This window comes from Oxalobacter paeniformigenes (genome assembly GCF_027158465.1).
GTDB classification, from domain to species: domain Bacteria; phylum Pseudomonadota; class Gammaproteobacteria; order Burkholderiales; family Burkholderiaceae_D; genus Oxalobacter; species Oxalobacter paeniformigenes.
Genome location: NZ_JAMKYL010000001.1, coordinates 100,566 through 124,464, shown reverse-complemented (window position 1 = coordinate 124,464; position 23,899 = coordinate 100,566). Strand labels below are relative to the sequence as shown.

Below are 23,899 nucleotides of genomic sequence, written 5' to 3'. Positions count from 1 at the left end.
AAATGGAATAACTGCGCTTTATTTAACAGACAAAAACGACCGTCCGCTTTTATGCGGAACGCACTTTTACATCATACGTTCCCATGGACATACCCGTTTATGCAGATGCTATTGTATCCAAATTCGTCTTTGCCCGATGTTCCCCATTTGTGACGAAGTGTTACATCCGCGCCACCGGCAAACATCGGTAAAATACCCCATACGACAGACATGCCTGAATTTCCGGCATATCATTTTGCCGTACAAGCAGGATTCATGCCCGGATAATTCGTTTATACTTTCATCATGAACAAAGAAGTCACCCAAAACAAACCGTCCATCGATACGGATCGCCTGCTCAAACTCGCAGACGATACACTTCAGATCGAGGCACACGCACTGGAAACCCTCAGAAAACGTTTTCTCCAGGAAGATGCCGGGCATTTCGTCCAGTCCGTCTCGCTGCTCCTTAACTGCAAGGGACGCGTGGTCGTCTCCGGCATCGGCAAATCCGGCCATATTGGCCGCAAAATCGCGGCAACACTGGCTTCGACCGGGACTCCTGCCATGTTCGTCCATCCCGCAGAAGCTGCACATGGTGATCTGGGCATGATCACCCATGACGATGTATTCATTGCGATTTCCTATTCCGGAGAGGCCGGCGAACTGATGGCGATCGCACCGATCATCAAGCGAATGGGTACCCGGCTCATCGCCATGACAGGAAACCCGGCATCCGGCCTTGCGAAACTGGCCGATGTACACCTGAATGTCCACGTCGAAAAGGAAGCCTGCCCGCTGAATCTGGCACCGACGGCCAGCACAACCACCACACTGGCACTGGGCGATGCCATCGCCGTCGCGTTGCTCGATGCTCGCGGATTCCGCGAAGACGATTTTGCCCGCTCGCATCCGGGCGGTGCACTGGGACGTCGGCTGCTGACCATGGTATCGGACATCATGCGCAAGGGCGACGACATCCCTGTCGTGACGGCAGACACTCTCCTGCGCGATGCACTGTTCGAAATCACCAAAAAAGGCATCGCCATGACTTCCGTCGTCGATCATGAAGGACATGCCATCGGGGTATTCACAGACGGCGATTTGCGGCGCCTCATCGAAAAACGTCAGGATTTTTCCGATATCGTCATCCGTGACGTCATGTCGAAAAATCCGCGTACGATCGCAGCGGACAAACTGGCTGCCGAAGCGGTCAGCATCATGGAAAAATTCCGCATCAACCAGCTTCTGGTCACCGACGATAACGGCAAGCTCATCGGTGCATTGCATATTCACGACCTGACTGTGGCGAAGGTGATCTGATGAATGCCCACCTGCTTGAAAAACTGTCGCATATCCGGCTGATGATTTTCGATGTGGACGGCGTACTGACCGACGGGAAAATGCATTACGGCGAAAACGGAGAATTGTTCAAAAGTTTCAATGTACTGGACGGACACGGCATCAAGCTGCTGAAAAGAGCCGATGTCGCAACCGCCATCATCAGTGCGCGCAATTCCCCCATCGTCAACCGCCGTGCCGCCGATCTGGAAATCGATCATGTCATCCAGGGAGCGGGCCAGAAACAGAAAGCCTTTGCGCAGCTTCTGGAGAAGACCGGTCTGACGGCTGACCTGTGCGCTTTCGTCGGCGACGATATCATCGACCTGCCCGTTCTGACCCGTGTCGGCGTCTCTTTCGGCGTTCCGAACGGTCATGCCGAGGTACTCTCGCGTGTCGATTACGTCACACATCATGAAGGCGGCAATGGTGCCGTCCGCGAAATCTGCGACATGATTTTGCACGCCAAAGGTTGTTATACCGCTGTTGTGGAGAGCTTTCTCAAATGATTCAGGGTCCGAAATCGGTAGTGCGTGTACGGCTTGCCATCATCTTCACCGTCGTCCTGATACTGGCATTGTGCAGTCTGTGGGTCAACATGGTCATCAGAAAGAGTGCATCCGACTCCGACGCGCTGGTACAGCGTACCGAACCGGATTACATCGTGGAAAACTTCCGTTACTACCGTATCAATCCGGACGGATCGCCACAATACGAGGCGATCGGCACCAAACTGACACATTTTCCGGTCGAGGACTCCTATCTGATCGACAATCCTGTCATCTACTCGTTAAGCGACCATAACCAGCTGCAGACGATCCGTTCCGATACTGCCTATGTGGAAGATTTCAATACCAAAATCCATATGCATGACAATGTCGTCATGGATCGTGAGCCATCCGCACGCAAAGGCCCCGTGCGCCTGACTTCAGAATATGTCCTGATCTATCCGGATGACGAGATCATGACCAGCGACCGTGAAGTGACCATATCCGACGCGCATTCCGTCATGACCGGCGTCGGCATGCAGGCCAACAATGCCACCAGCGAACTGCAAATATTCAACCGCGCCAGAATCACTTACAATCCCCCCGGCACATCCAAACACTAACCGACCGAAAACGACATGAAAAAGATCATTTACCATTTTGTGGCTGTCCTGTGCTGTGCCGGTCTTCCGCTTCTGGCATCGGCTGAAAAAGCGGACGCGAACAAACCGACCGACATCGAAGCGGACCAGATGCATTCCGATGACGTCAAACAGGTCACGACATTCACCGGCAATGTCGTCGTCACGAAAGGCACCCTGCTTATCAAGGCCGGCAAGGCCGTCATCGTCGAAGATCCGGAAGGCTATCAGTACATCACCCTTTATGCCGCTCCCGACAGGCTGGCATCCCTCAGGCAAAAACAGGACGGCGGTCCGAATATATGGATGGAGGGATACGGCAAGAAAATCGAATACGACAACAAGGATGAAATCATCAAGTTTTTCACACAGGCCAGAGTGAGACGCCTGCAAGGCAATCAGGTCACCGATGACGTATCGGGTGAATACATCTCCTATAACGCACGTACCGAATATTACAGTGTTTACAACACCAGTGAAGGGGTATCGAAACCAGGTGCAGGACGTGTCAAGGCCGTTATCCAACCTCGTGAAAAGAAGGCCACGAAATGAGCAACAGCAAACTGATCGTTCGCCATCTGCAAAAAACCTATGGCAAAAGGACTGTCGTTTCCAATGTCTCGCTTGACGTATCGAGCGGTGAAGTCGTCGGTCTGCTTGGGCCAAACGGTGCAGGCAAAACCACATCGTTTTACATGATCGTGGGACTGGTACCCGCCGATGATGGCGTGATCGAACTGGACGGTGTCGATCTCACACGATTGCCCATACACAAGCGTGCATCCATGGGGCTGTCCTATCTGCCTCAGGAAGCATCCGTTTTCCGCAAACTCAATGTCGAGGACAACATACGCGCTGTGCTTGAATTGCAGAAAAAAGACGGAAAACCCTTGCCGAAAGATGAAGTCGAGCAAAAGCTGGACAGTCTGCTGGCAGAACTGCAAATCGAAAAATTGCGAACCAACTCCGCCCTTTCCCTCTCTGGTGGCGAACGTCGCCGTGTCGAAATCGCACGTGCGCTTGCCACCGATCCACGCTTCATCCTGCTTGACGAACCGTTTGCAGGTATCGACCCGATTGCCGTTATCGAAATCCAGAGGATCGTCCGTTTCCTGAAAGATCGCGGCATCGGCGTATTGATTACCGACCATAATGTCCGTGAAACGCTGGGCATTTGCGACCACGCTTACATCATCAATCAGGGCACCGTACTGGCAAGCGGCCATCCGGACGAAATCATCGAAAACGAATCCGTCAGACGCGTTTATCTTGGTGAACACTTCCGTATGTAAGAAGCGGCAAGGTTATGAAACAGAAACTGCAAACACGTCTTGCGCAGCATTTCGCGCTGACTCCGCAACTCCAGCAGTCGATCAAGCTCTTGCAATTGTCCAGCCTTGAACTGAACGAGGAAATCGAACGCGCGCTGCTGGACAATCCACTGCTGGAAAGACTGGACGACCCGCTGGCCAATACGACCCGTTTTCAGGCCGACGGTTCCATCATCCGGCCAGTCGCCCCGCCGGGCCCCGATGCAGCCGGCATCGGATCATCGCCTGCCCAATCGACCGAACATCATGACGAACCGAATGCCTTCGACAACCTTTCAGGCGCCGCCGAAACCGAACATCTGATATGGGATTCCGCAAAGCAGTCCGACCGCCATCCCGATGACGAACGCTTCCAGCCACAACTCGAGGCACCGCCCGAATCACTCAAGGAACACCTGTTGTCCCAGATGCGTCTGACTGTCCGCGACCAGCGGCAACGCGCACTGGTCGAACTGATGATAGACGCACTCGATACCAACGGCTATCTTCAGGAAACATTGGGTGAAATGCTGGAATGGCTTCCGCCCGAACTGAATATCGATTATGCCGAACTGGAAGATGCACTTGCCTGCATCCAGAATTTCGATCCCCCCGGTGTCGGCTCACGAAACAGTGCCGAATGTCTTGCCATCCAGATCCGCCTGATGCAAAACATCCCGTATATCGTCAGGAAACGGGCGCTGAACATCGTGGAAAATCACCTGAAACTGTTCGCGCAGCGTGATTTCAACCGTCTGAAAAAGGCCCTGTCGTGCGACGATGAGGATTTGCTCGAGGCACAGGCTGTCATACAGCGTTGCAATCCCCACCCGGGTGCCGCTTTCGCCAATGATGCGGCAGACATGATCGTGCCTGAAATCATCGCCGTCAAAAAAGACGGCGTCTGGCATGCCGAACTCAATATGGATGCCGTTCCAAAAATCCGCATCAACCAGATGTATGGCGATATCCTGAAAACCACATCGAACAAAACCAGCCTGAACACCCGTTTTCAGGAAGCCAAGTGGTTGATCCGGAACATAAACCAGCGGTTCGATACCATTCTCAAGGTATCTGAAGCCATTATCGAGCGACAGCAGAATTTCTTCTCTTTGGGCCCGAGTGCCATGCGCCCTCTTGTTTTGCGTGAAATAGCTGATACACTAGGACTGCACGAGAGCACAATTTCCCGTGTGACAACCCAGAAATTCATGCTGACACCGCTTGGTATTTTTGAGTTGAAATATTTTTTCGGCAGTCACATCGCCACAGAAGGAGGAGGAGAAGCATCTTCAACCGCGATTCGCGAAAAAATCAGACAGCTGATCGCACAGGAAGACAGCAAAAAACCGTATTCCGATAACAAAATCGCTCAGTTGCTGGAAAAGGAAGGTCTGGTCATCGCGCGACGGACAATCGCAAAATACCGTGACATACTGAAAATTCCGCCAGCCAGCCTGCGCAAAACATTGTAGTAACAAGTGTCGCAGACACTTGAAAATTTGGGTGACATCATCAAGGAGAAATGTATGAACCTTACGATCAGTGGACATCATCTCGAGATCACGCCTGCGATCCGCAGCCATGTAGAAAGCAAACTTGACCGAATGAAACGGAATTTTGATGGCGTCATCGATATTTCAGTTTTATTGGCTGTTGACAACGTTTCCGACAAGGAAAAAAGCCAACGTGCCGAAATCAAACTGAACCTTTCCGGCAAAACCCTGCATGCAGAAAGTGTTGCGCAGGATCTGTATGCCGCCATCGACATTCTGATGGACAAGCTTGACCGCCAGCTGGTCAAGGCAAAGACAAAATCCAAGGAACATTCCCGCGAATCCGTCAAGAACATGCCTTTGGATGATTCCGCATCATAAAAGGCGATCTGACTGGCAAAAAGGCGCTTTTAGCGCCTTTTTTATTGACTTCATGCCCGACATCCATCGCACCGTACGCCTCTTTCTTGTCTCGCCTGACGCCATGCCCATCGGTCACACCGATTCCATACCGGCCGTTGTATGAAACCGTTTCCGCCATACGGCCTCGCTTTCTGCATCACGCCCACAGGCGGCACACATGCCTTTCACGCAGAAATTCGGTAAGATAGCCACAAACCCGTTTCTGACAGGAAATACCATGTTGTCCAAAACCGTTCTGTCCGTTATGGCCGCCCTGATGTTTTTCGGGCTGTCCATTTCCAGCGCATCCGCCGATAACGTACAGGCACTGCTCCAGCGCGCCCGACAGGGCGACATAAAAGTCCAGTTCTATCTGGGAGACGTCTATGCCAACGGCATCGGCGTCAAGCGCAACCCGGTACAGGCAGCCTACTGGTATCGGCAGGCTGCCGAAAAAGGCAATCCGGGAGCGCAATACAATCTCGGCCTGCTCTATGCCAAAGGAGAAGGTGTACCGCAAAGCGACGAACTGGCGGTTTACTGGTGGAGAAAGGCGGCAGAACAGAATCTGGCCAACGCACAGAGCAACCTCGGAACCGCATACTATACCGGCAAAGGCATCCGGCAAGACAACCAGTTGGCCATACACTGGTGGAAGAAAGCGGCAGAACAGGGTTATGCTGAAGCACAATACAATCTCGGAACCGCCTATCATGCCGGCAAGGGCGTCCTGCAAAACAGTCAGACCGCTCTTGAATGGTACAGAAAAGCCGCCCGGCAAGGTAACGCACACGCCCAGTACAGTCTGGGCTTCGCCTATTACAGCGGCAACGGCGTCTCACGCAACCTCCGTCAGGCCGTACTCTGGTTCCGTGAAGCGGCATTACAGGGATTGCCTGAAGCGTTGATGGCACTCGGAACGGCTTACACCTACGGACAAGGCGTCCCGCAGAACCCTATCGCAGCCTACGCCTTGTTCAGTCAGGCTGCCGCTCGCGGTCTGGATACGCAAAATGCCCTGAATACGCTTTCCGGCGCCATGACACCCGAGCAAATCAGCCAGGCCAAAGCGCTCGGCATTGAAGACATCCTGAAATAACCGCGTAACGGTGAACAAAAAAGGGATACGGTTTTTTGCCGTATCCCTTTTGTATTCTTTGGTCGGGGCGAGAAGATTCGAACTTCCGACCCCTTGCACCCCATGCAAGTGCGCTACCAGGCTGCGCTACGCCCCGAACAGTCTTTCATTATAGCAGTCCTGACACTGATTTGGCATGTTTGACGCACAATTTTGTATGCGGTTTTGACATCATCAGGATGCTTCCATGAATTTCAGCGGTTTTGAAACCCGGAAAAAACCGGATACTTCACCGGAATAGACCTCTCCGTTCTGGATGGTCAGCTTTTTGACAGGTGCCGTCTCGCTGAAATCTAGCTTGTCGAAGGCAACCCAGAAAGTATTGGGACGTGTCGCTGAATCGAAATAGTAAATCCTGTTTTTCTGGTCGGATACCGTCCGCCATATCGTCGAGGCGATATTGGGTTTGTCGGGCGTGCTGATACCGAGCGGCACACTGACCGCGCGCGCAACGCTCATGACCTCTGCAATGGCCTGATAATCGTACCGTTGTCCCGGAACGCCGCGCATATATTCCGGTGCCGGTTTCTTGGGAATGGCGTCCAGAAAGAACGATGCACGCGCGAATCTGTCTGCCGACCGGATCGTCCCCGGCAAGAACGCCGTTCCACCGACCGATTCCCAGTAGGCGTTGATCGCGAGCTGCTGGCTGTATACCGGCGAATTGGTCATGACCTTGTCGTTTCGGCCATGATGGATGACCAGTTTGCCATCGATATACTCCAGAATCGCAGAATCACCCGTCGCATCCGAAATCGACAGATGCAATCTCGGCTGCGCCCCTCCGGCAACGCCACGTGAGGGCACCAGACGCAACGGTTCGGCACGCTGCGCACGAACCGCCTCATCCACCGTGGCATACTGGTCCAGAAAATATTGCAACCACAAACTCAACGAGAGAATTTTTTCGCCAGATACCGGTTGTCCGTAATCCGACTCCGCGAGAAACAGCAAATTGGCAACAAACCCTTTTTCATTCATTCCATCGGTACTGCCGGCCTCGTATCCTGAAACGACCACGCTGCCATAGCGCGAACGCCATTGAATCGAGGAAGGTCCCGCCAGCCCGTTTCGTTGTATTCCGCGCGGAAACACCCAGAGATTGGACATCATGTCCTCATTCCAGTCCATATTGCGTCCTGTCGCGACCATATTTTGTTCGCCAACATACAATATCCTGGTACAGGCAACAGTCTCCGGCGCCACCGTCATGGCACTCCCCATCGCCAGCCAACAACATACTTGCGCCAGCTTTTTCATTCCTGTTTTCATGTTTTTCCTTTCATATCCGCTATTCCACGCTCCCGTACACCACTCCCGCCACACCGGCAAACGCCTCTTCATCCATACTGAACGAATGTCGTTTCATGTTTTTTACCGACGTCAAGAAAAGACATGAATTCCTGCAAACGGAGCATTTCCTGCCTGCTACAATATGACTACGCCGCAAACGACATCCATCGTACCGCAAACGAAACGACTTTTCCCGCATCGACGAATGGTACGGGATGGCGACGGCTATTTTGACCATTGAAAGGCGATCCCCATGAAACGACTCTTGTTCATCCTGCTGTTTGCAGCCTTTTCCCTTCCCGTACACGCAGAACCCGCACAGGAAACCTCAATCGAAAAACTGCTGGTGCTGACCGATGCCCGGAAACTGTGTGATTCTGCCCTTGCCGACACGGATGCGATTATCGAAACGACCCTGAGACCGCTGTTGAAAACCGAAGGCATCACTGCAGAAAAACGCCAGATGCTGGAATCGTTCCTGAACCAATACAAGACAATCGTCCGTGAAGAATTCAGCTGGCAAAAAACATTGCCCGATTACATCCGTATCTACCGGGAAATCTTCACCGAGGAAGAAATACAAAGCCTGATCGCTTTTTACGAATCGCCGACCGGGCAAATGTTCGTCCGCAAAACACCGTTGATCATGGACAAAATGAACGATGTCCTGAGCATGAAAATGACGGTAATCATCAACCGTATGCAAGCGGCGCTGATCGAAACCATGGGGACACCGTCCCGGTAAATGTGAAACACGACGAACACCCCGCACGAAAACAGTTCACCGTTCACTCTCACGTATCATCCGAAAAAAACGCGCCTGAACCGTTTCCGGTTCAGGCGCGTTTATGTTGTAGCCCCCACGCTATCAGAACGTATTACCCTTGACTGTAATCGGACGCATGGACTTGCCGACACAAAAGAGCTTCCACCCCGCAGGCGTCCGGTCCAGTTCACCATCGACAAACGCCGCACGCGATTTCTTCGTGACACCGGAAGCATCCGTCTCGGTAAACTCGAAACACAATACCGACCCATCCTCATTGGAAATTGAATTTTCCAGTTTCATGGATTCCGGATTGTCCAGACGGCTTCTCAGCAAAAGCACTGCGGTCAGACCTCGCTGCGAGAGCTTGTCGTCGAGTTTTTCCTTCAACACTTCCTCGTACGGCTTCTCGACTTCATCCATCTGCAAGTAATATCCCAGACCGAAAAAGGCGATAATCACCACCATCACACACAACAGAATCAGCCGGATTCTTTTACCTCTTTTCGGACCCAGCGAATCGCAACGCGGACACTTAAGAACGGTTTCCTCGATTTCTTCGCCACAAACCTTGCATTTCACAATCGCCATAACAATACAACCCGCCTTACAGTAGAATCGAAACGATTAGTATAGCAATTATTTTCCGCAAAAATGCCTATTCGGACTTTTTACGTGCCACCATACCGATCAGTGCCGACAATCCGCTATGGCGTTCTCCCTCACTGATATATGCGTCATAGCTTTTCAGTTCCAGAATGTCCATGGCAGAGAAATAATCGCGCAGCATCTCTTCGGTATAAAGATGTTCCACACGTGAAGGACCGCCTGTTCCCATCTCCAGCTGTCGTGGTGTATAACCCTGAAGAATCAGGATCCCACCCGGTTTCAGGGTCCTGATACAGTTGGCAAACAGGCGTGTCCGCATATTGGGCGTCGCAAACTGGACAAAAATCACGACAACGGCATCATATTGCCCCTCAACCCAATCCCATTCGTCGATACCGCAAACGGTATAACGAACATCGACACCTCTTTCCGCAGCCAGTTTCCTTGCCTTGGCAACCGCTTTCTCCGACAAATCGAACGCATCGGCCTGTATGCCCAGTTCTGCCGCACACCAGACACTGTTACGACCTTCGCCATCCGCGACAAAAAGCACTTTCTGCCCCTTTTTCAGACAGGCCTTTTTTTCAACCAGATAATCATTGGGCTGTGTACCGAACAAATATCCGGGACCGTCAAACAGCGCATTCCAGACTTGTGCAGGTTTGCTGCGATCTTTCGGCACATCATTCATATCCATCTTCTCCCCCAAAAAAACAAACGCCGTGACACGGCGTTTGGTCAGTCATCATGACTAGTGGAGCAGCCGTTTCGCCAACGTATCGCCCGGGCTTTCCTGACCGGCTTCCTCTGTCTTGCGCCGTCGATCCGGCGTACCACGCGGCCTGGAACGCCGCTCGGCAATCCGCCTTTCCCGAAATTCGTTCAATTCCTGACTGGCCCGTTCATAAGGCGTTTTCGGTTTTTCCATACCGTTTCCTCTGCCAAAATTTCCGTCTCCCCCATGACGTCACATCGCCACATGACAGGAAACGGTAACTCACAAGTCGATCGGATCGACTTTCCATATATCTTTTGCATATTCCCCGATGGCACGATCCGACGAGAAATAGCCGATGCCGGAGACATTGGCGATGGCTTTCACATCCCAGCGGACAACCTGCCGATACAGGGTATCGACCTGCTTTTGCGTCGCGACATAACTTTCGTAATCGGCCAGCACCAGATAACGGTCTCCGTAATTGATCAGCGAATCATAAATACTACGGAAACGTCCCGGTTCATCCGGCGAAAAGAAACCATCCCGAATCTGGTCCAGTGCCTGTTTCAGTTCCGGAATCCGTTCGTAATATTCACGTGGCTGATAATTGCCGTTCTTGATTTCCGCCACCTGTTCCGCCGTATTGCCGAAAATGAAAATATTGTCGGAACCGACACGCTCCATAATCTCGATATTCGCGCCGTCAAGCGTCCCGATCGTCAGTGCACCATTCGCAGCCAGCTTCATGTTACCGGTACCGGAGGCTTCCGTTCCCGCCATGGAAATCTGCTCGGACAAGTCCGCCGCCGGGATAATCATTTCAGCCAGACTGACACCGTAATTCGGAATGAACACCACCTTCAGCCGATTGCCGATATCCTTGTCGTTATTGACTTTCACGGCAACATCGTTGATCAGCTTGATGATGTCTTTCGCCATCTGGTAAGCCGAAGCCGCCTTGCCTGCAAAAATGACCGAACGTGGCACCCAGTTCACTTCCGGGTTGGCCTTGATCTGGTTATACCGCGTAATGACATGCAATACATTGAGCAACTGCCGCTTGTATTCATGAATCCGCTTGATCTGGACATCAAACAGTGAATCGGGATTGAGCGATATGTTCAGATTGTTGCGCACCCAGCGTCCCAGCTTTTGCTTGTTCTGCCGCTTGATCGCACGGAAACTGCCCAGAAAAGCCGGATCGCTCGCATAGGGTTTGAGTTTTGCGATTTCCTCAAAATGCAAACGCCAGTTTCTGCCAATCCGGTCGTCAATCAATTCGGAAAGCAACGGGTTGGCCTGTGAAAGCCAGCGCCGTGGCGTAATGCCGTTGGTCACATTGGTGAAGCGTTCGGGGAAAATCCTTGCGAAATCCGCAAAAATCGACTGTTTCATCAACTCGGAATGCAATGCGGACACGCCATTGATCTTGTGGCTGGCGACGACGGCCAGATAAGCCATCCTGACACGACGCTCACCTGTTTCGTCGATCAGTGAAATCCGGCGCATCAAATCATTGTCGCTACCGTACTTCTGCGCGACCATCGTCAGAAACTCGTTATTGATATCGAATATGATCATCAAATGACGTGGCAACACACGTCCCATCAGATCGACTGGCCAGGTTTCCAGTGCCTCGCTCATCAGGGTGTGGTTGGTATAGGAGAAAATCCGCTGTGCCAGCGACCATGCCTGCGCCCACGGAACCCCCTGGATATCGACCAGCAGACGGATCAGCTCGGGAACCGCCAGAACGGGATGCGTATCGTTGAGATGGATCGAAATCTTCTCTGCCAGATCATCGAAACTCGGATTGTTGAGCTGATGCCGACGGATCAGATCCTGAAGACTTGCCGACACGAAAAAATATTCCTGCATCAGACGCAACTCGCGCCCCAATGGTGTGGAATCGTCCGGATACAGCACCCGTGTGACATTTTCCGACATGTTTTTCGCTTCGACGGCACCGGCATAATTGCCCTTGTTGAAAGCGGACAGATTGATTTCCGAAGTCGCCTTGGCCGACCACAGACGCAATGTCGTCGCACATTCGGTGCCGTACCCCGGGATGATCGTATCATAGGCCATTGCCAGCACACTGTGCGTATCGACCCAGCGTGCCCTGCCACTTGACTGGTCGATATGTCCGCCATAACGGACATGGTACTGGAGTTCAGGACGCGGGAATTCCCATGGATTGCCACGCGTCAGCAACCAGTAGTCAGGCGTTTCGACCTGATAACCGTCGACGATTTCCTGCTTGAACATGCCGTATTCATACCGGATACCATACCCGATGTTGGCGATATTCAACGTCGCCATCGAATCCAGGTAACAGGCTGCCAGTCTCCCCAGACCACCGTTTCCCAACGCGGCATCCGGTTCATAATTGATGATTTCTTCCATATCGACGGCCAGATCGCGCAAGGCTTCCCGCATATCGTCGGTAATATCAAGAGACTCCAGCGCATTCTGGAAAGTGCGCCCGATCAGAAACTCCATCGAAAGATAATAAACGACCTTGCTGCCCTGCTCGTAATAGGCCGTATTCGATTTCAGCCAGCGTTCAACCAGACGGTTGCGAACAGCCAGCTCGGCAGCCAGAAGCCAGTCACCGCGTGTGGCAGTCAACGGAATTTTTCCGGAACGGTAACGCAGATTGTTTGAAATGGAACGCTTGAGCGCTTCCACATCACTGGCGAGGAAGCCCTCCTGTTTCGGTTGATCCAGACTCATTTCCGTTCTCCTTGGCAAAGGGGAAAAATCTCATTGGGCGGCATCCGACCATTTTTGGAAAATCAGGAAAAATCAATGTCATACGCCGATCGTTCGTGCCACGATACCGCAGCACATCATCAGAAAATATAACCGTTCACCAAGCGCTTTGGCAAGTCATGCCGCACCTCATGATTTCCATACATGACCGAACGCATTTCACCGCTTCGACACCCTTGCAATCATGCGACGACACGTATCAGCCGGTACAACTGTGCATACCGCTCGGCCGAATTTTCCCAGCCGAAAGACAACTTCATTCCACGTTTCTGAACCTTTTTCCAGTCCGTCTGTTTGTCGAACAAGGCAAAAGCCCTGTGCACGGCGGATTCGAAAGACGGATAATCGAAATGTTCGAAACAAAAACCGGTCGCCCGATTCTCGGCCAGATTTTCCAGCGAACAATCAACCACCGTATCGGCCAGTCCTCCGACACGATGCACCAGTGGCAAAGTACCATACAGTGAGCCGTACATCTGGACCAGACCGCATGGTTCATAACGGGAGGGCACCATCACGACATCACTGCCGGCAAACACCCGGTGCGCACGGTCTTCATCGTAACCGATACGTACCGCGACCTGCCCCGGAAAAGTCTGCTCGAAATGCCTGAATGCGTCTTCCAGCCAGCGTTCGCCATTGCCCATGACGACAACCTGACCACCGTTACCGACAATGGCGTTGATGCCATCGACAACCAGATGCAAGCCTTTTTGTGCTGCGAAACGGCTGACGACGCAAAAAACCGGCTTGTCATTCTGCTCGACAAGCCCCATTTCTTTTTGCAACGCAAGACGGCATTTTTTCTTGCCCGTCATGGAACGCACATGGTAATTCGCCTCGATACGCTTGTCGGTACGCGGGTTCCATGTAGCGGTATCGACACCGTTGAGAATACCGACCAGATCGGCCTGACGTTGCTGAACCACGCCACCCAGTCCGCAAGACTGTTCGCCATCTCTTATTTCCCTGGCATAGGTCGGACTGACCGTGGTTACCTTGTCGGCATAATAAAAACCGGACTTGAGAAAGGAAACCTGTCCGTAAAATTCGATGCCGTCGGCATTGAACATCGAAAACGGCAAATCCAGCTCGCTGAACATATAAGCCGGAAAGTTGCCCTGATATGCCATATTGTGCACGGTAAAGACCGTCCCGACCATACGTTTTCCGGTATGCCATTCCAGTGCCTTGATATAGGCGAACGCCAGTCCTGCATGCCAGTCGTGACCGTGAACAATATCCGGCTTCCAGAAATAATCGAACCCTTCCGCCAACCGTGCGGCACACCAGCCCAGCAAGGCAAACCGGAGATGATTGTCACGATAGGGTTGCCCGTCACTGTCGTTATAGGGATTGCCCGGACGATCATACAAATCGGGAGCATCGACATAATAGACAGGCACACCGGTTTTCGGCATCTTTCCGTACATCAGCCGGATTTTGCGTGCACCGAAACGTGACGGCAGCTCCGTGACGAGGTGCTGGTCCTCGATACCATTGACAAAAGCTGGGAATCCCGGCACCAGCATACGGACTTCACACCCCTGTTTTTCCAGTTCGGGCGGCAATGCCGCCGTCACATCGGCCAATCCGCCGGTTTTGAGCAATGGAAAAACTTCGGAACAGACATGCAACACACGTAGCGGAGATGGATTCTGGCTCACTTATTCAACCTTCGGTATATGCTCAAAATTGTACAAACGCGCAAACATTTCCTGCGTGACGAGTACGACACCGTTCGGACTGCGGTAAAAACGTTGCGCATCCAGTTCAGGGTCTTCGCCGATGATCGTTCCTTCAGGAATACGGCATCCCCGATCGATCACCACCTTTTTCAGGCGTGACCCCTGGCCGATCTCGCAATCGGGCAACACGACGACCTGATCGAGATTGCAGAACGCCTGAACCCGCACTTTCGAAAACAAAATGGTATTGGACATTTTGGAACCGCAAATGATACATCCGCCCGACACCATCGTATTGGAAATCACGCCATCCATACCATGCGGATCAGGCACGAATTTCGCCGGCGGTTCCTGCTCCTGATACGTCCAGATCGGCCAATCCTCGTCATAGATATTGAGCTGCGGCATGTTCGACGTCAGATCGAGATTGGTCGACCAGAATGAATCGACCGTTCCGACATCTCGCCAGTACGGTGGCACGAATTGTGCCGGCGGGATACATGACATGCTGAAATAATGCGCCATCGCGTTCCCCTGGCCGACCACCTTGGGGATGATATCCTTTCCGAAATCATGGGAAGACGAATTGTCCGCACAATCCTCATCAAGCAACCTGTACAGATAATCCGCGTTGAACACATAAATCCCCATACTGGCCAGCGCCTTGTCGGGACGATCGGGGATACCCGGCGGATCGGCAGGCTTTTCCAGAAAACGGGTAATCCGACGATTCTCATCCACGTCCATGACACCGAAGCCGGTCGCATCCATGCGTGGCACTTCGATACAAGCTACCGTACACTGGGATTTCCGCTCCACATGATCAAGCAAAAGCAGCGAATAATCCATTTTGTAAATATGGTCGCCTGCCAGTACAAGAATATATTCAGGCCCGTAGGAACGCAAAATCCCCTTGTTCTGCGCCACGGCATCGGCCGTACCGCGATACCACAGACCTTCTTCCATCTGCTGTCCTGCGGGCATCAGATCGATGAATTCGTTCTGTTCACCACGCAGGAAACTCCAGCCTCGCTGCAAATGGCGTATCAGGGAATGCGGACGATATTGCGTAATGACACCGACACGCCGAATACCGGAATTGATGCAATTGGACAGCGCGAAATCAATGATCCGGAACTTGCCCCCGAAATAAACCGCCGGTTTCGCACGATTATCGGTTAGCTGATGCAACCGCGTTCCCCGTCCCCCGGCCAGAACAAGTGCAATGGTACGTTTTGGCAGCTGGCTGGCTGCCAGCATTTTATCCTCGACAAACTTCATTCAGTCTCCCCCCGAACGAATATTTCTACATTGATCCGACAACCTTGCCTTATCCTTTTAATTTAACATACATTCATGTTTGTATGTTACGATGCCTTGCAAATCCGTTGTGTCACGAACACTGCCTCCCGCTTCAGGCCATCCCGTTTTCAGCCGGCGATCACCCGGCCTTGCAATAACGGACAAACCTTGCATTCAGGTCACAACCGTCGGTTCCGTCATGCCGGTGAATCCTGCGATATCGGCGACTTCCGATGCAATCGCGATCAATTCGCCCAGTGCATCCTGCACGGCCATATCCAGCCTGTCTTTTTCATACCGGTCAAAATAAACCCGCAATGTCGCTCCCACCGTCCCGGTCCCAGACAGACGGAACACAATACGGGAGCCATCGGTGAAGAAAATCCGGATACCCTGCCGTTCGGAAACGGAACCATCGACCGGATCGGTATAGGAAAACTCATCGGCCTTTTCCACCGTACAGGAACCGAAAACCTGGCCTGACAAACCCGATAACTTCGCACGCAGATGATCCATCAGCGCGGCGGCACGCTGGCTGTCGATACTGACATAATCGTGACGCGAATAATAATTTCGGCCATATTTCCGCCAGTGTTCATGGACGATTTGACCGACCGTTTTGCCAGTCGCCGCCAACAGGTTCAGCCAGAACAGAATCGCCCAGATACCGTCTTTCTCACGTATATGACTGGAGCTGGTACCGTAACTTTCCTCACCGCACAGGGTGATCTTGCCGTCATCAAGCAAATCGCCGAAAAATTTCCAGCCTGTCGGCGTTTCATAACAGGCGATCCCCAACGCGGCCGCCACCCTGTCGGCTGCCGTCGATGTCGGCATGGAACGCGCGATACCGGCGATTCCGGCCGCATATCCCGGAACGGCCCTGGCATTGGCTGCCAGTATCGCCAGACTGTCTGATGGCGTCACGGCGATATGCCGCCCGACGATCATGTTGCGGTCACCGTCGCCATCCGTAGCGGCCCCCATATCGGCACCTTGCGGACCGTTCATGAACGCAATCAGTTCCGTCGCATTGACGGGATTGGGATCGGGATGATGTCCGCCGAAATCTTCTTTCGGCACGGCATTGACGACAGTACCTTGCGGTGCGCCGAGCATATCTTCCACGATCTTTTTCGCATAAGGACCACATACGGCATGCATGGCATCGAAACGGAAAACGAAACCGTTTGCGAACAGTTTGCGTATCGCGCTGAAATCGAACAGGGATTGCATCAGTTCCGCATAATCGGCCACGGAATCGATGACTTCGACGGTCATCCCGTCCATGTCGTACAATCCGATCCGGCTCAAGTCGATATCCGGTGCATCGGAAATACGGTACTGGCGAATGGTTTGCGACAGGGCATGAATGTGATTGGTCACTTTCTCCGGCGCGGGACCGCCGTTACCGATATTGTATTTGATACCGAAATCACCATTCGGACCGCCCGGGTTATGGCTGGCGGACAACACGATACCGCCGAATGTCTTGTACTTCCGGATAATGCAACTGACCGCGGGGGTGGAAAGAATACCGTTTTGTCCCACCATTACCTTGCCGAAACCGTTGGCGGCTGCCATTTTCAGAATCGTCTGGATGGCGACCGCGTTGAAAAAACGCCCGTCACCGCCAAGAACCAGCGTCTGGCCACGGAAACCTTCCTGCGAATCGAAAATGGACTGGACGAAATTTTCCAGATAATGCGGCTGGCGGAAAACGGATACCGTTTTTCGCAATCCGGAGGTTCCCGGATTCTGGCCTTCGAAAGGCGTCGTACTAACGGTCTGGATTGACATGCTTGCTCCCGTAAATGGTTAAACGACCTGCCATCAGATACCACGGTACCGGCCCGCTTCCCTCATGCAGGCGCTACTTTCATCTTATCAAGATTGTCATGGGACTGCCACCATCATGGTATGCCCTTGCAACAGAACCTGAAACTCGAGATTGGCTCCCTTGTCGAAAGAGCCGCTGCTGTCTGACAGTACCTTCCAGCGTCCCGGAGGCAAACGGAAAATGACGGACTGGATCGCGGCATTGAGCAATACCAGGCAGGGACGCGAAGTATCGCCGGCACGCATCAGCATCCCGAGACTGAACATGCGCTTGTTGCTCCAGAGACTGCCCAGTTTGTCGCCTCCGTTAGGCGAAAGCCACCGGATACCTGCTTCCGGTACCGCGAAGTCCGCATTTTCGGCAGCGAACCAGCGATTCTGCCCGATTGCCGGGTTCGTTTTGCGCAAGGTGATCAGATTCGCGACAAAATCCTGCAAGGACGTATCCGCTTCCTTCCAGTTCAACCATGTCAGTTCGTTATCCTGGCAATACGGATTGTTGTTGCCATGTTGCGTCTGACCGAATTCGTCACCGGCGACCAGCATCGGCGTTCCCTGCGACAGCAACAATGTCGTCAGCAAGGAGCGGCGCAACCGGTTGCGCCGCAAAATCACTTCCTGCAACGTCGCCTCACCTTCCTCGCCGCAATTCCAGCTCAGATTGTGATCGGTACCGTCGCGGTTATGTTCGCCGTTGGCTTCGTTATGTTTGTGGTTGTAACTGACAAGATCGCGCAGCGTGAAACCGTCATGTGAAGTCACATAATTGATGCTTGAGGCCGGCAGCCGTTCGCGGGTGCCGAACAAATCCTTCGAACCGGCGAAACGTTGCGCGAATTCGCTCAGCGACGGTCCCTGATGCAGCCAGAAAGAGCGCATGGTATCGCGGAACCTGTCGTTCCATTCGCTCCATCCGAACGGGAAATTGCCCAACTGGTAACCATCCGGCCCCAGATCCCACGGTTCAGCGATCAGCTTGACACGCGAAAGCACCGGATCGGCGGCAACCGCCCTGAAAAAACCGGCATTGATCGAATAGTCCCGTTTCTCCCGCGCAAGCGTCGTCGTCAAATCGAAGCGGAAACCGTCGACATGCATTTCATCGACCCAGTAGCGCATCGAATCCAATACCATTTCCAGCACGACCGGATGACCGAGATTCAGACTGTTTCCACAGCCTGACCAGTTTTCATACCGTGACGGATTGTCCGGCTGAAGATGGTAATACATGTCATTGCCGATCCCCTTGAAACTGAGCATCGGTCCGTCCTCGTTGCCTTCCGCCGTATGGTTGTACACTACATCCAGAATGACCTCGATACCACGGCTGTGGAAAGCGCGAACCATATCCCTGAACTCGGATACCGGCGTGGTCCCCGGACGCCCCGACCAGTACCGGTTTTCCGGTGCGAAAAAACCGATCGGATTGTATCCCCAATAATTGCTTTTTCCCGCCCGCTTGAGCCTGGCTTCATCGGCCATGGCGAAAACCGGCAGCAGCTCCACTGATGTGATCCCGAGCTTTTCCAGATAGTCCAAAACCACCGGTTCGGCAAGTGCCGCATACGTTCCCCGCAATGGTTCCGGCACGTCCGGATGCAACCGTGTAAACCCGGCAGGATGCAATTCATAAAGAATCGTCCGGCTCATCGGAATGCGGGGCCATGCATCATCACCCCAGTCATATGCCTCATGCACCACTTTTCCCTTGAGCGCGATCGCTCCCGTATCGACACCGGACGCATCGGAAAACTCATCCTGTCCTTCATAGCGCCCGACCACCTGACGTGCATACGGATCAAGCAATACTTTCCGGTCATTGAAGCGCTGCCCGCTGCGCGGCGCATGTGTCCCCGAAACACGGTAGCCATACACGAGCCCTGGTTTCGCTCCGCGCAAATAAGCGCACCAGACACCGTTTTCCGACAGGCTCATCGGCAACTTCGCCAGTTCCTCTTTCCCCGTTTCATCGAACAGACACAACGTCACGGCGGAAGCACCGGGCGACACCAGTGAAAAATTCACGCCCTGTCCGTCCCAGTGCGCGCCACGCGGCAAGGGCTTTCCGGCTTCCATCCTGATTTCCGTTTCAAATTCCATCAGTCATCCTTTCTGATCAACATACAGGTCGCCAGCGGAGAAGCCGTCGCGACAATCGACCATGGCATCCCGTTGGAAGGAACAGGCTGTGCCAGCAATTCATGATTGTGAATGCCGCTGCCACCGTATATCACGGCATCGGTATTGATGATTTCACGATACCAGCCAGGTTCCGGCACGCCGATACGGTAACCATACCGCGGCACCGGCGTGAAATTGCTGATGACTACCACAAACTGCCTGTCGCCATCGCGCCGCATGAAACTGAAAACCGACTCATCCGCATCGTCATGGATGATCCATTCGAAACCGGCCGGGTCATAATCGAGTCTGGATAGTGCAGGAAAATCACGGTATATCGTATTGAGGTCACGAACCAGCCGTTGCACACCAGCATGCGACGGATAACGAAGCAAATCCCAGTCCAGACTGCCGTTTGCATTCCATTCGCGATACTGTGCGAACTCACCGCCCATAAACAGCAATTTCTTGCCGGGATACCCCCACATGAACCCGAAATAGGCACGCAAATTGGCAAACCGCTGCCAGTCGTCCCCGGACATCTTGCCGATCAGCGAGCCCTTGCAATGCACGACTTCATCATGCGACAGCGGCAAAATGAAATTTTCTGAATACGCATACATCAGGCCGAAACGCATCTTGTCATGATGGTATTTGCGATAAACGGGATCTTCCCCCATGTAAGACAAGGTATCGTGCATCCAGCCCATATTCCACTTGTAGTGGAATCCCAGCCCGCCATCCCATACCGGATGGGTCACGCCCGGAAAACTCGTTGACTCTTCCGCCATCGTCACGGCTTCCGGCCGCTCCGTTCCTATCGTTTCGTTGAGCCGTCGCAGGAAAGCGATCGCTTCGAGATTCTCGCGCCCACCATACTTGTTCGGAACCCACTCGCCGGGCGCACGGCTGTAATCACGGTAAAGCATGGACGCCACGGCATCGACCCGCAAGCCATCGACACCGTATCGTTCAATCCAGTAAAGCGCATTGCCGACCAGATAATTGCCGACTTCGGTACGCCCGTAGTTATAGATCACACTGCCCCAGTCCTGATGAATCCCTTCTTTCGGATCGGCATGTTCATACAACGCCGTCCCGTCAAAACGGACAAGACCATGCGCATCTGCCGGAAAATGGGCAGGCACCCAATCCAGAATCACTCCGATACCGGCCTCGTGAGCCACCGAAACGAAATGACGGAAATCATCCGGCGAGCCGTAACGCGCGGTCGGCGCATAAATCCCTGTCGACTGGTAGCCCCATGAATCGTCCAGCGGATGCTCGTTGACCGGCATCAGCTCGATATGGGTGAACCCCAGATTTTTGACATACGGAATCAGTTGCTGCGCCAGCTCGCGATAGGTCAGCCAGCGCCGTCCGTCATCCGGCAAACGCCATGAGCCGAGATGCACCTCGTAAATGCTGACCGGAGCATCCAGCGCATTGGCCTTTTTGCGTACTTCGTCTGAAGGAATCACCGGTGGCAAGTGATGCACGATGGAAGCCGTATCCGGGCGCAGCTGCGAACGGAAAGCATATGGATCCGCTTTCAGCCTGATTTCCCCATCGACATCCTTGATTTCATACTTGTACAGATCGCCCTCTGTGACATGAGGAATGAATATTTCCCAGACACCGCATTCGTAACGGTAGCGCATCATGTGACGGCGGCCGTCCCAGCTGTTGAAATCACCGACGACCGATACCCGCCGCGCATTCGGCGCCCATACCGCGAAACTGACACCGGAAACGCCATCCATGACGACAGGATGGGCACCCAGCCGTTCATAGGGACGATGATGGGTCCCTTCGGAAAGCAGCCAGACATCCATATCGCCCAGCACACATGCAAAGCGGTAAGCATCTTCCAGTACCTGACGGTGGCTTCCCCAGTCGACCTCGAAGCGGTAGGGAAACGGTTCATGAAAGGTCTCGATTTCCACGGCAAACAGTGCCGTATCGCCTACCCGCCGCATGGGAAACACCGGGATATCCGGCACACTACCGACTACCGAAACGGCAGCGGCACCCGGCAACAATGCCCTGACCACCAACCTGCCGCTTTCGGCATGCATTCCGAGAACGGAAAACGGATCGTGACAATCTCCGGAAATGACCTGTTCCAGCATCCCGTCAGGTGTTACCGTATCGTGCATCGCGCCTCCTTGAAAAACCGAATGTCCGCATCGCAAGGCAATGATCGTTTTATCTTACATCATCCCTCGCGACACCACCCCAGTCCGGTCATAAAAACCGCGCAAAAGACACAAAAACGGTTTTATTTTTCCGTAAATACCTCACATATCGGGATAGTTGGGACCGCCACCGCCTTCAGGAGCCATCCAGATGATATTCTGCCCCGGATCCTTGACGTCGCATGTCTTGCAATGCATGCAGTTCGCCGCATTGATCTGGAGGCGAACCTTGCCGTCGGCATCCTGAAGATATTCATACACACCGGCGGGACAATAGCGCGATTCGGGACCTGCATAGACCGGCCAGTTGACGTTCAGTGGCGCTTCGCGATCCCTGAGCACCAGATGCACCGGCTGGTTCTCCTCGTGCATCGTTCCCGACAGATAAACCGAAGACGGAATATCGAACGTCAGTTTGCCATCGGGTTTGGGGTAATCGATCGGTTTGCAGACTGAAGCGGGCAACAGATATTCATGATCGGCTTTCTTGCGATGCAGTGTCCATGGCGCCCTTCCACGGAAAATCACCTGATCGATACCGAACATCAAAGTCCCCCAGTACAAATTCTTGCCCATCCATGGCTTGAAATTGCGAACCCTGACCAGTTCGTCATACAACCATGAACGCCTGAACCCGTCGGGATACGCCAGCAAAACATCGCGGCTTCTGCCTTCCGAGAGGGCATCGCAAAGCGCGTCGGCAGCGAGCATGCCCGACTTGATCGCTGTATGAATTCCCTTGAGCCGCCCGCCATTCATGAAGCCGGCATCGCAACCGACAAGCGCACCGCCCGGAAACACCACCTCCGGCAAGGCCTGAATGCCACCTGCCGCAATGACACGCGCCCCGTAGGCAATCCGTTCGCCGCCTTCCAGAAAACGCCGGATGGCCGGATGGGTCTTGTAACGCTGGAACTCGCCGAACGGCGACATATACGGATTGCGATACCCCAACCCCAGTGTGAAACCGACAGCGACTTCATGATTATCCATGTGATACATGAACGATCCGCCATACGTTCCCGCATCCAGTGGCCATCCGGCGGTATGGACGACCAGACCGGGCTGGTGAACGGACGGTTTCACCTTCCAGATTTCCTTGATACCGATGGCATAGCTCTGGGGATCGCGCCCCTTGTCCAGACCGAACCGGGCGATAACCTGACGTCCGAGATGTCCTCTGGCGCCTTCCGCAAACAGCGTATAACGCGCATGCAACTCCATCCCCGGCTGGAAAGCATCCGTCGGCTTGCCGTCACGACCGACCCCCATATTGCCGGTGGCGACCCCCTTGACCGCCCCCGTTTCGTCATACAACACCTCTGCGGCCGCGAATCCCGGGAAAATATCGACACCCAGCTCTTCCGCCTGCTGCGCCAGCCAGCGCACCAGATTGGCCAGAGAAACCACATAATTTCCCTTGTTATGCAACACTTCCGGCAACATCCAGCCCGGCGTCTTGCTGGCGCTTTTCTCACAGAGAAACAGGAAACGATCCTCGGATACGGCAACGGACACCGGTGCACCTTTGGCCTGCCAGTCCGGAACCAGTTCCGTCAGCGCCACGGGATCCATCACGGCCCCCGAAAGGATATGCGCCCCTGCTTCCGATCCCTTTTCAAGCACGCACACCGAAAAATCCTGTCCCTGCCGCTGCGCCAGCTGCTTGAGCCTGATAGCGGCCGACAGACCGGAAGGCCCTGCACCGACAATCACGACATCGTATTCCATCGCCTCGCGCGGACCGAAATCATCCGTACCGGGCCATTCTTGTTGCATCATCTTTTCAGTCACT

20 protein-coding genes and 1 tRNA gene are annotated in these 23,899 nt (G+C 53.5%); 9 read left to right on the top strand and 12 right to left on the bottom strand.

What is annotated here, in order from left to right; genetic code table 11:
* Window positions 1-285 precede the first annotated feature (285 nt).
* From NAI64_RS00585 to NAI64_RS00550, 8 genes are all read left to right on the top strand, one after another.
* Window positions 286-1,302, top strand: a complete 1,017-nt coding sequence (locus NAI64_RS00585; RefSeq protein WP_269296779.1) for a KpsF/GutQ family sugar-phosphate isomerase — start codon at window positions 286-288, stop codon at window positions 1,300-1,302.
* Window positions 1,302-1,829 (top strand): KdsC family phosphatase, encoded by a 528-nt coding sequence (locus NAI64_RS00580; RefSeq protein WP_269296777.1) that lies wholly within the window; start codon window positions 1,302-1,304, stop codon window positions 1,827-1,829. The genes NAI64_RS00585 and NAI64_RS00580 overlap by 1 nt, the downstream gene beginning before the upstream one ends.
* Window positions 1,826-2,431, top strand: a complete 606-nt coding sequence (gene lptC, locus NAI64_RS00575) for an LPS export ABC transporter periplasmic protein LptC (RefSeq protein ID WP_269296775.1) — start codon at window positions 1,826-1,828, stop codon at window positions 2,429-2,431. The genes NAI64_RS00580 and lptC overlap by 4 nt, the downstream gene beginning before the upstream one ends.
* Window positions 2,432-2,446: 15 nt before the next feature.
* Window positions 2,447-3,001: a lipopolysaccharide transport periplasmic protein LptA gene (gene lptA, locus NAI64_RS00570; protein ID WP_269296773.1), complete on the top strand. Its 555-nt coding sequence runs from the start codon at window positions 2,447-2,449 to the stop codon at window positions 2,999-3,001.
* Entirely contained in the window at window positions 2,998-3,741 is a 744-nt protein-coding gene (gene lptB / locus NAI64_RS00565) for an LPS export ABC transporter ATP-binding protein (RefSeq protein WP_269296772.1), read from the top strand. The genes lptA and lptB overlap by 4 nt, the downstream gene beginning before the upstream one ends.
* Window positions 3,742-3,755: 14 nt before the next feature.
* Window positions 3,756-5,234, top strand: a complete 1,479-nt coding sequence (locus NAI64_RS00560) for an RNA polymerase factor sigma-54 (protein WP_269296771.1) — start codon at window positions 3,756-3,758, stop codon at window positions 5,232-5,234.
* A gap of 54 nt (window positions 5,235-5,288) precedes the next feature.
* Complete coding sequence (gene hpf / locus NAI64_RS00555; protein WP_269296770.1) at window positions 5,289-5,636, top strand: ribosome hibernation-promoting factor, HPF/YfiA family; 348 nt, start codon at window positions 5,289-5,291, stop codon at window positions 5,634-5,636.
* Between the two features lie 259 nt (window positions 5,637-5,895).
* A complete protein-coding gene (locus NAI64_RS00550; RefSeq protein WP_269296768.1) occupies window positions 5,896-6,756 on the top strand; it encodes an SEL1-like repeat protein in 861 nt (286 codons plus the stop codon).
* Window positions 6,757-6,815: 59 nt separating this feature from the next.
* Here NAI64_RS00550 and NAI64_RS00545 read toward each other — a convergent pair.
* Window positions 6,816-6,892, bottom strand: a tRNA-Pro gene (locus NAI64_RS00545).
* A gap of 77 nt (window positions 6,893-6,969) precedes the next feature.
* The gene (locus tag NAI64_RS00540; RefSeq protein WP_269296766.1) at window positions 6,970-8,067 is read right to left on the bottom strand and encodes a linear amide C-N hydrolase; all 1,098 of its coding nucleotides are present in this window, start codon (window positions 8,065-8,067) and stop codon (window positions 6,970-6,972) included.
* Window positions 8,068-8,341: 274 nt separating this feature from the next.
* Between NAI64_RS00540 and NAI64_RS00535 the strand changes: the two genes are divergently transcribed.
* Window positions 8,342-8,833, top strand: a complete 492-nt coding sequence (locus NAI64_RS00535; RefSeq protein ID WP_269296764.1) for a DUF2059 domain-containing protein — start codon at window positions 8,342-8,344, stop codon at window positions 8,831-8,833.
* A 123-nt stretch (window positions 8,834-8,956) separates the two neighbouring features.
* Here the strand turns inward: NAI64_RS00535 and NAI64_RS00530 are convergent, their stop codons facing one another.
* From NAI64_RS00530 to NAI64_RS00485, 10 genes are all read right to left on the bottom strand, one after another.
* Window positions 8,957-9,445, bottom strand: a complete 489-nt coding sequence (locus NAI64_RS00530; protein ID WP_269296762.1) for a hypothetical protein — start codon at window positions 9,443-9,445, stop codon at window positions 8,957-8,959.
* 67 nt (window positions 9,446-9,512) lie between these two features.
* Window positions 9,513-10,160, bottom strand: a complete 648-nt coding sequence (locus tag NAI64_RS00525) for an SAM-dependent methyltransferase (protein ID WP_269296760.1) — start codon at window positions 10,158-10,160, stop codon at window positions 9,513-9,515.
* Between the two features lie 54 nt (window positions 10,161-10,214).
* Window positions 10,215-10,391, bottom strand: a complete 177-nt coding sequence (locus NAI64_RS00520) for a hypothetical protein (protein ID WP_269296758.1) — start codon at window positions 10,389-10,391, stop codon at window positions 10,215-10,217.
* A 69-nt stretch (window positions 10,392-10,460) separates the two neighbouring features.
* Window positions 10,461-12,917 (bottom strand): glycogen/starch/alpha-glucan phosphorylase, encoded by a 2,457-nt coding sequence (locus NAI64_RS00515; RefSeq protein ID WP_269296756.1) that lies wholly within the window; start codon window positions 12,915-12,917, stop codon window positions 10,461-10,463.
* 221 nt (window positions 12,918-13,138) lie between these two features.
* The gene (gene glgA / locus NAI64_RS00510; protein WP_269296755.1) at window positions 13,139-14,623 is read right to left on the bottom strand and encodes a glycogen synthase GlgA; all 1,485 of its coding nucleotides are present in this window, start codon (window positions 14,621-14,623) and stop codon (window positions 13,139-13,141) included.
* On the bottom strand, window positions 14,624-15,925 hold the full coding sequence (gene glgC / locus NAI64_RS00505; protein WP_269296754.1) for a glucose-1-phosphate adenylyltransferase: 1,302 nt from the start codon (window positions 15,923-15,925) through the stop codon (window positions 14,624-14,626).
* Between the two features lie 195 nt (window positions 15,926-16,120).
* Window positions 16,121-17,746 (bottom strand): alpha-D-glucose phosphate-specific phosphoglucomutase, encoded by a 1,626-nt coding sequence (locus NAI64_RS00500; RefSeq protein ID WP_269296753.1) that lies wholly within the window; start codon window positions 17,744-17,746, stop codon window positions 16,121-16,123.
* A 96-nt stretch (window positions 17,747-17,842) separates the two neighbouring features.
* A complete protein-coding gene (gene glgX, locus NAI64_RS00495) occupies window positions 17,843-19,885 on the bottom strand; it encodes a glycogen debranching protein GlgX (RefSeq protein ID WP_269296752.1) in 2,043 nt (680 codons plus the stop codon).
* On the bottom strand, window positions 19,885-22,065 hold the full coding sequence (gene glgB / locus NAI64_RS00490) for a 1,4-alpha-glucan branching protein GlgB (RefSeq protein WP_269296751.1): 2,181 nt from the start codon (window positions 22,063-22,065) through the stop codon (window positions 19,885-19,887). The genes glgX and glgB overlap by 1 nt, the downstream gene beginning before the upstream one ends.
* A gap of 141 nt (window positions 22,066-22,206) precedes the next feature.
* Window positions 22,207-23,886, bottom strand: a complete 1,680-nt coding sequence (locus NAI64_RS00485; protein ID WP_269296750.1) for an electron transfer flavoprotein-ubiquinone oxidoreductase — start codon at window positions 23,884-23,886, stop codon at window positions 22,207-22,209.
* Window positions 23,887-23,899 lie beyond the last annotated feature (13 nt).

Bases quoted from the DNA above. Each gene is read 5' to 3' on its own strand.
- glgB (WP_269296751.1), bottom strand. From the start codon at position 22,065: ATGCACGATACGGTAACACCTGACGGGATGCTGGAACAGGTCATTTCC.
- NAI64_RS00585 (WP_269296779.1), top strand. From the start codon at position 286: ATGAACAAAGAAGTCACCCAAAACAAACCGTCCATCGATACGGATCGC.
- NAI64_RS00580 (WP_269296777.1), top strand. From the start codon at position 1,302: ATGAATGCCCACCTGCTTGAAAAACTGTCGCATATCCGGCTGATGATT.
- NAI64_RS00550 (WP_269296768.1), top strand. From the start codon at position 5,896: ATGTTGTCCAAAACCGTTCTGTCCGTTATGGCCGCCCTGATGTTTTTC.
- NAI64_RS00485 (WP_269296750.1), bottom strand. From the start codon at position 23,886: ATGATGCAACAAGAATGGCCCGGTACGGATGATTTCGGTCCGCGCGAG.
- lptB (WP_269296772.1), top strand. From the start codon at position 2,998: ATGAGCAACAGCAAACTGATCGTTCGCCATCTGCAAAAAACCTATGGC.
- lptA (WP_269296773.1), top strand. From the start codon at position 2,447: ATGAAAAAGATCATTTACCATTTTGTGGCTGTCCTGTGCTGTGCCGGT.
- glgX (WP_269296752.1), bottom strand. From the start codon at position 19,885: ATGGAATTTGAAACGGAAATCAGGATGGAAGCCGGAAAGCCCTTGCCG.
- NAI64_RS00560 (WP_269296771.1), top strand. From the start codon at position 3,756: ATGAAACAGAAACTGCAAACACGTCTTGCGCAGCATTTCGCGCTGACT.
- NAI64_RS00525 (WP_269296760.1), bottom strand. From the start codon at position 10,160: ATGGATATGAATGATGTGCCGAAAGATCGCAGCAAACCTGCACAAGTC.
- lptC (WP_269296775.1), top strand. From the start codon at position 1,826: ATGATTCAGGGTCCGAAATCGGTAGTGCGTGTACGGCTTGCCATCATC.
- NAI64_RS00530 (WP_269296762.1), bottom strand. From the start codon at position 9,445: ATGGCGATTGTGAAATGCAAGGTTTGTGGCGAAGAAATCGAGGAAACC.
- NAI64_RS00520 (WP_269296758.1), bottom strand. From the start codon at position 10,391: ATGGAAAAACCGAAAACGCCTTATGAACGGGCCAGTCAGGAATTGAAC.
- NAI64_RS00500 (WP_269296753.1), bottom strand. From the start codon at position 17,746: ATGTCAATCCAGACCGTTAGTACGACGCCTTTCGAAGGCCAGAATCCG.
- NAI64_RS00540 (WP_269296766.1), bottom strand. From the start codon at position 8,067: ATGAAAACAGGAATGAAAAAGCTGGCGCAAGTATGTTGTTGGCTGGCG.
- hpf (WP_269296770.1), top strand. From the start codon at position 5,289: ATGAACCTTACGATCAGTGGACATCATCTCGAGATCACGCCTGCGATC.
- NAI64_RS00535 (WP_269296764.1), top strand. From the start codon at position 8,342: ATGAAACGACTCTTGTTCATCCTGCTGTTTGCAGCCTTTTCCCTTCCC.
- NAI64_RS00515 (WP_269296756.1), bottom strand. From the start codon at position 12,917: ATGAGTCTGGATCAACCGAAACAGGAGGGCTTCCTCGCCAGTGATGTG.
- glgC (WP_269296754.1), bottom strand. From the start codon at position 15,925: ATGAAGTTTGTCGAGGATAAAATGCTGGCAGCCAGCCAGCTGCCAAAA.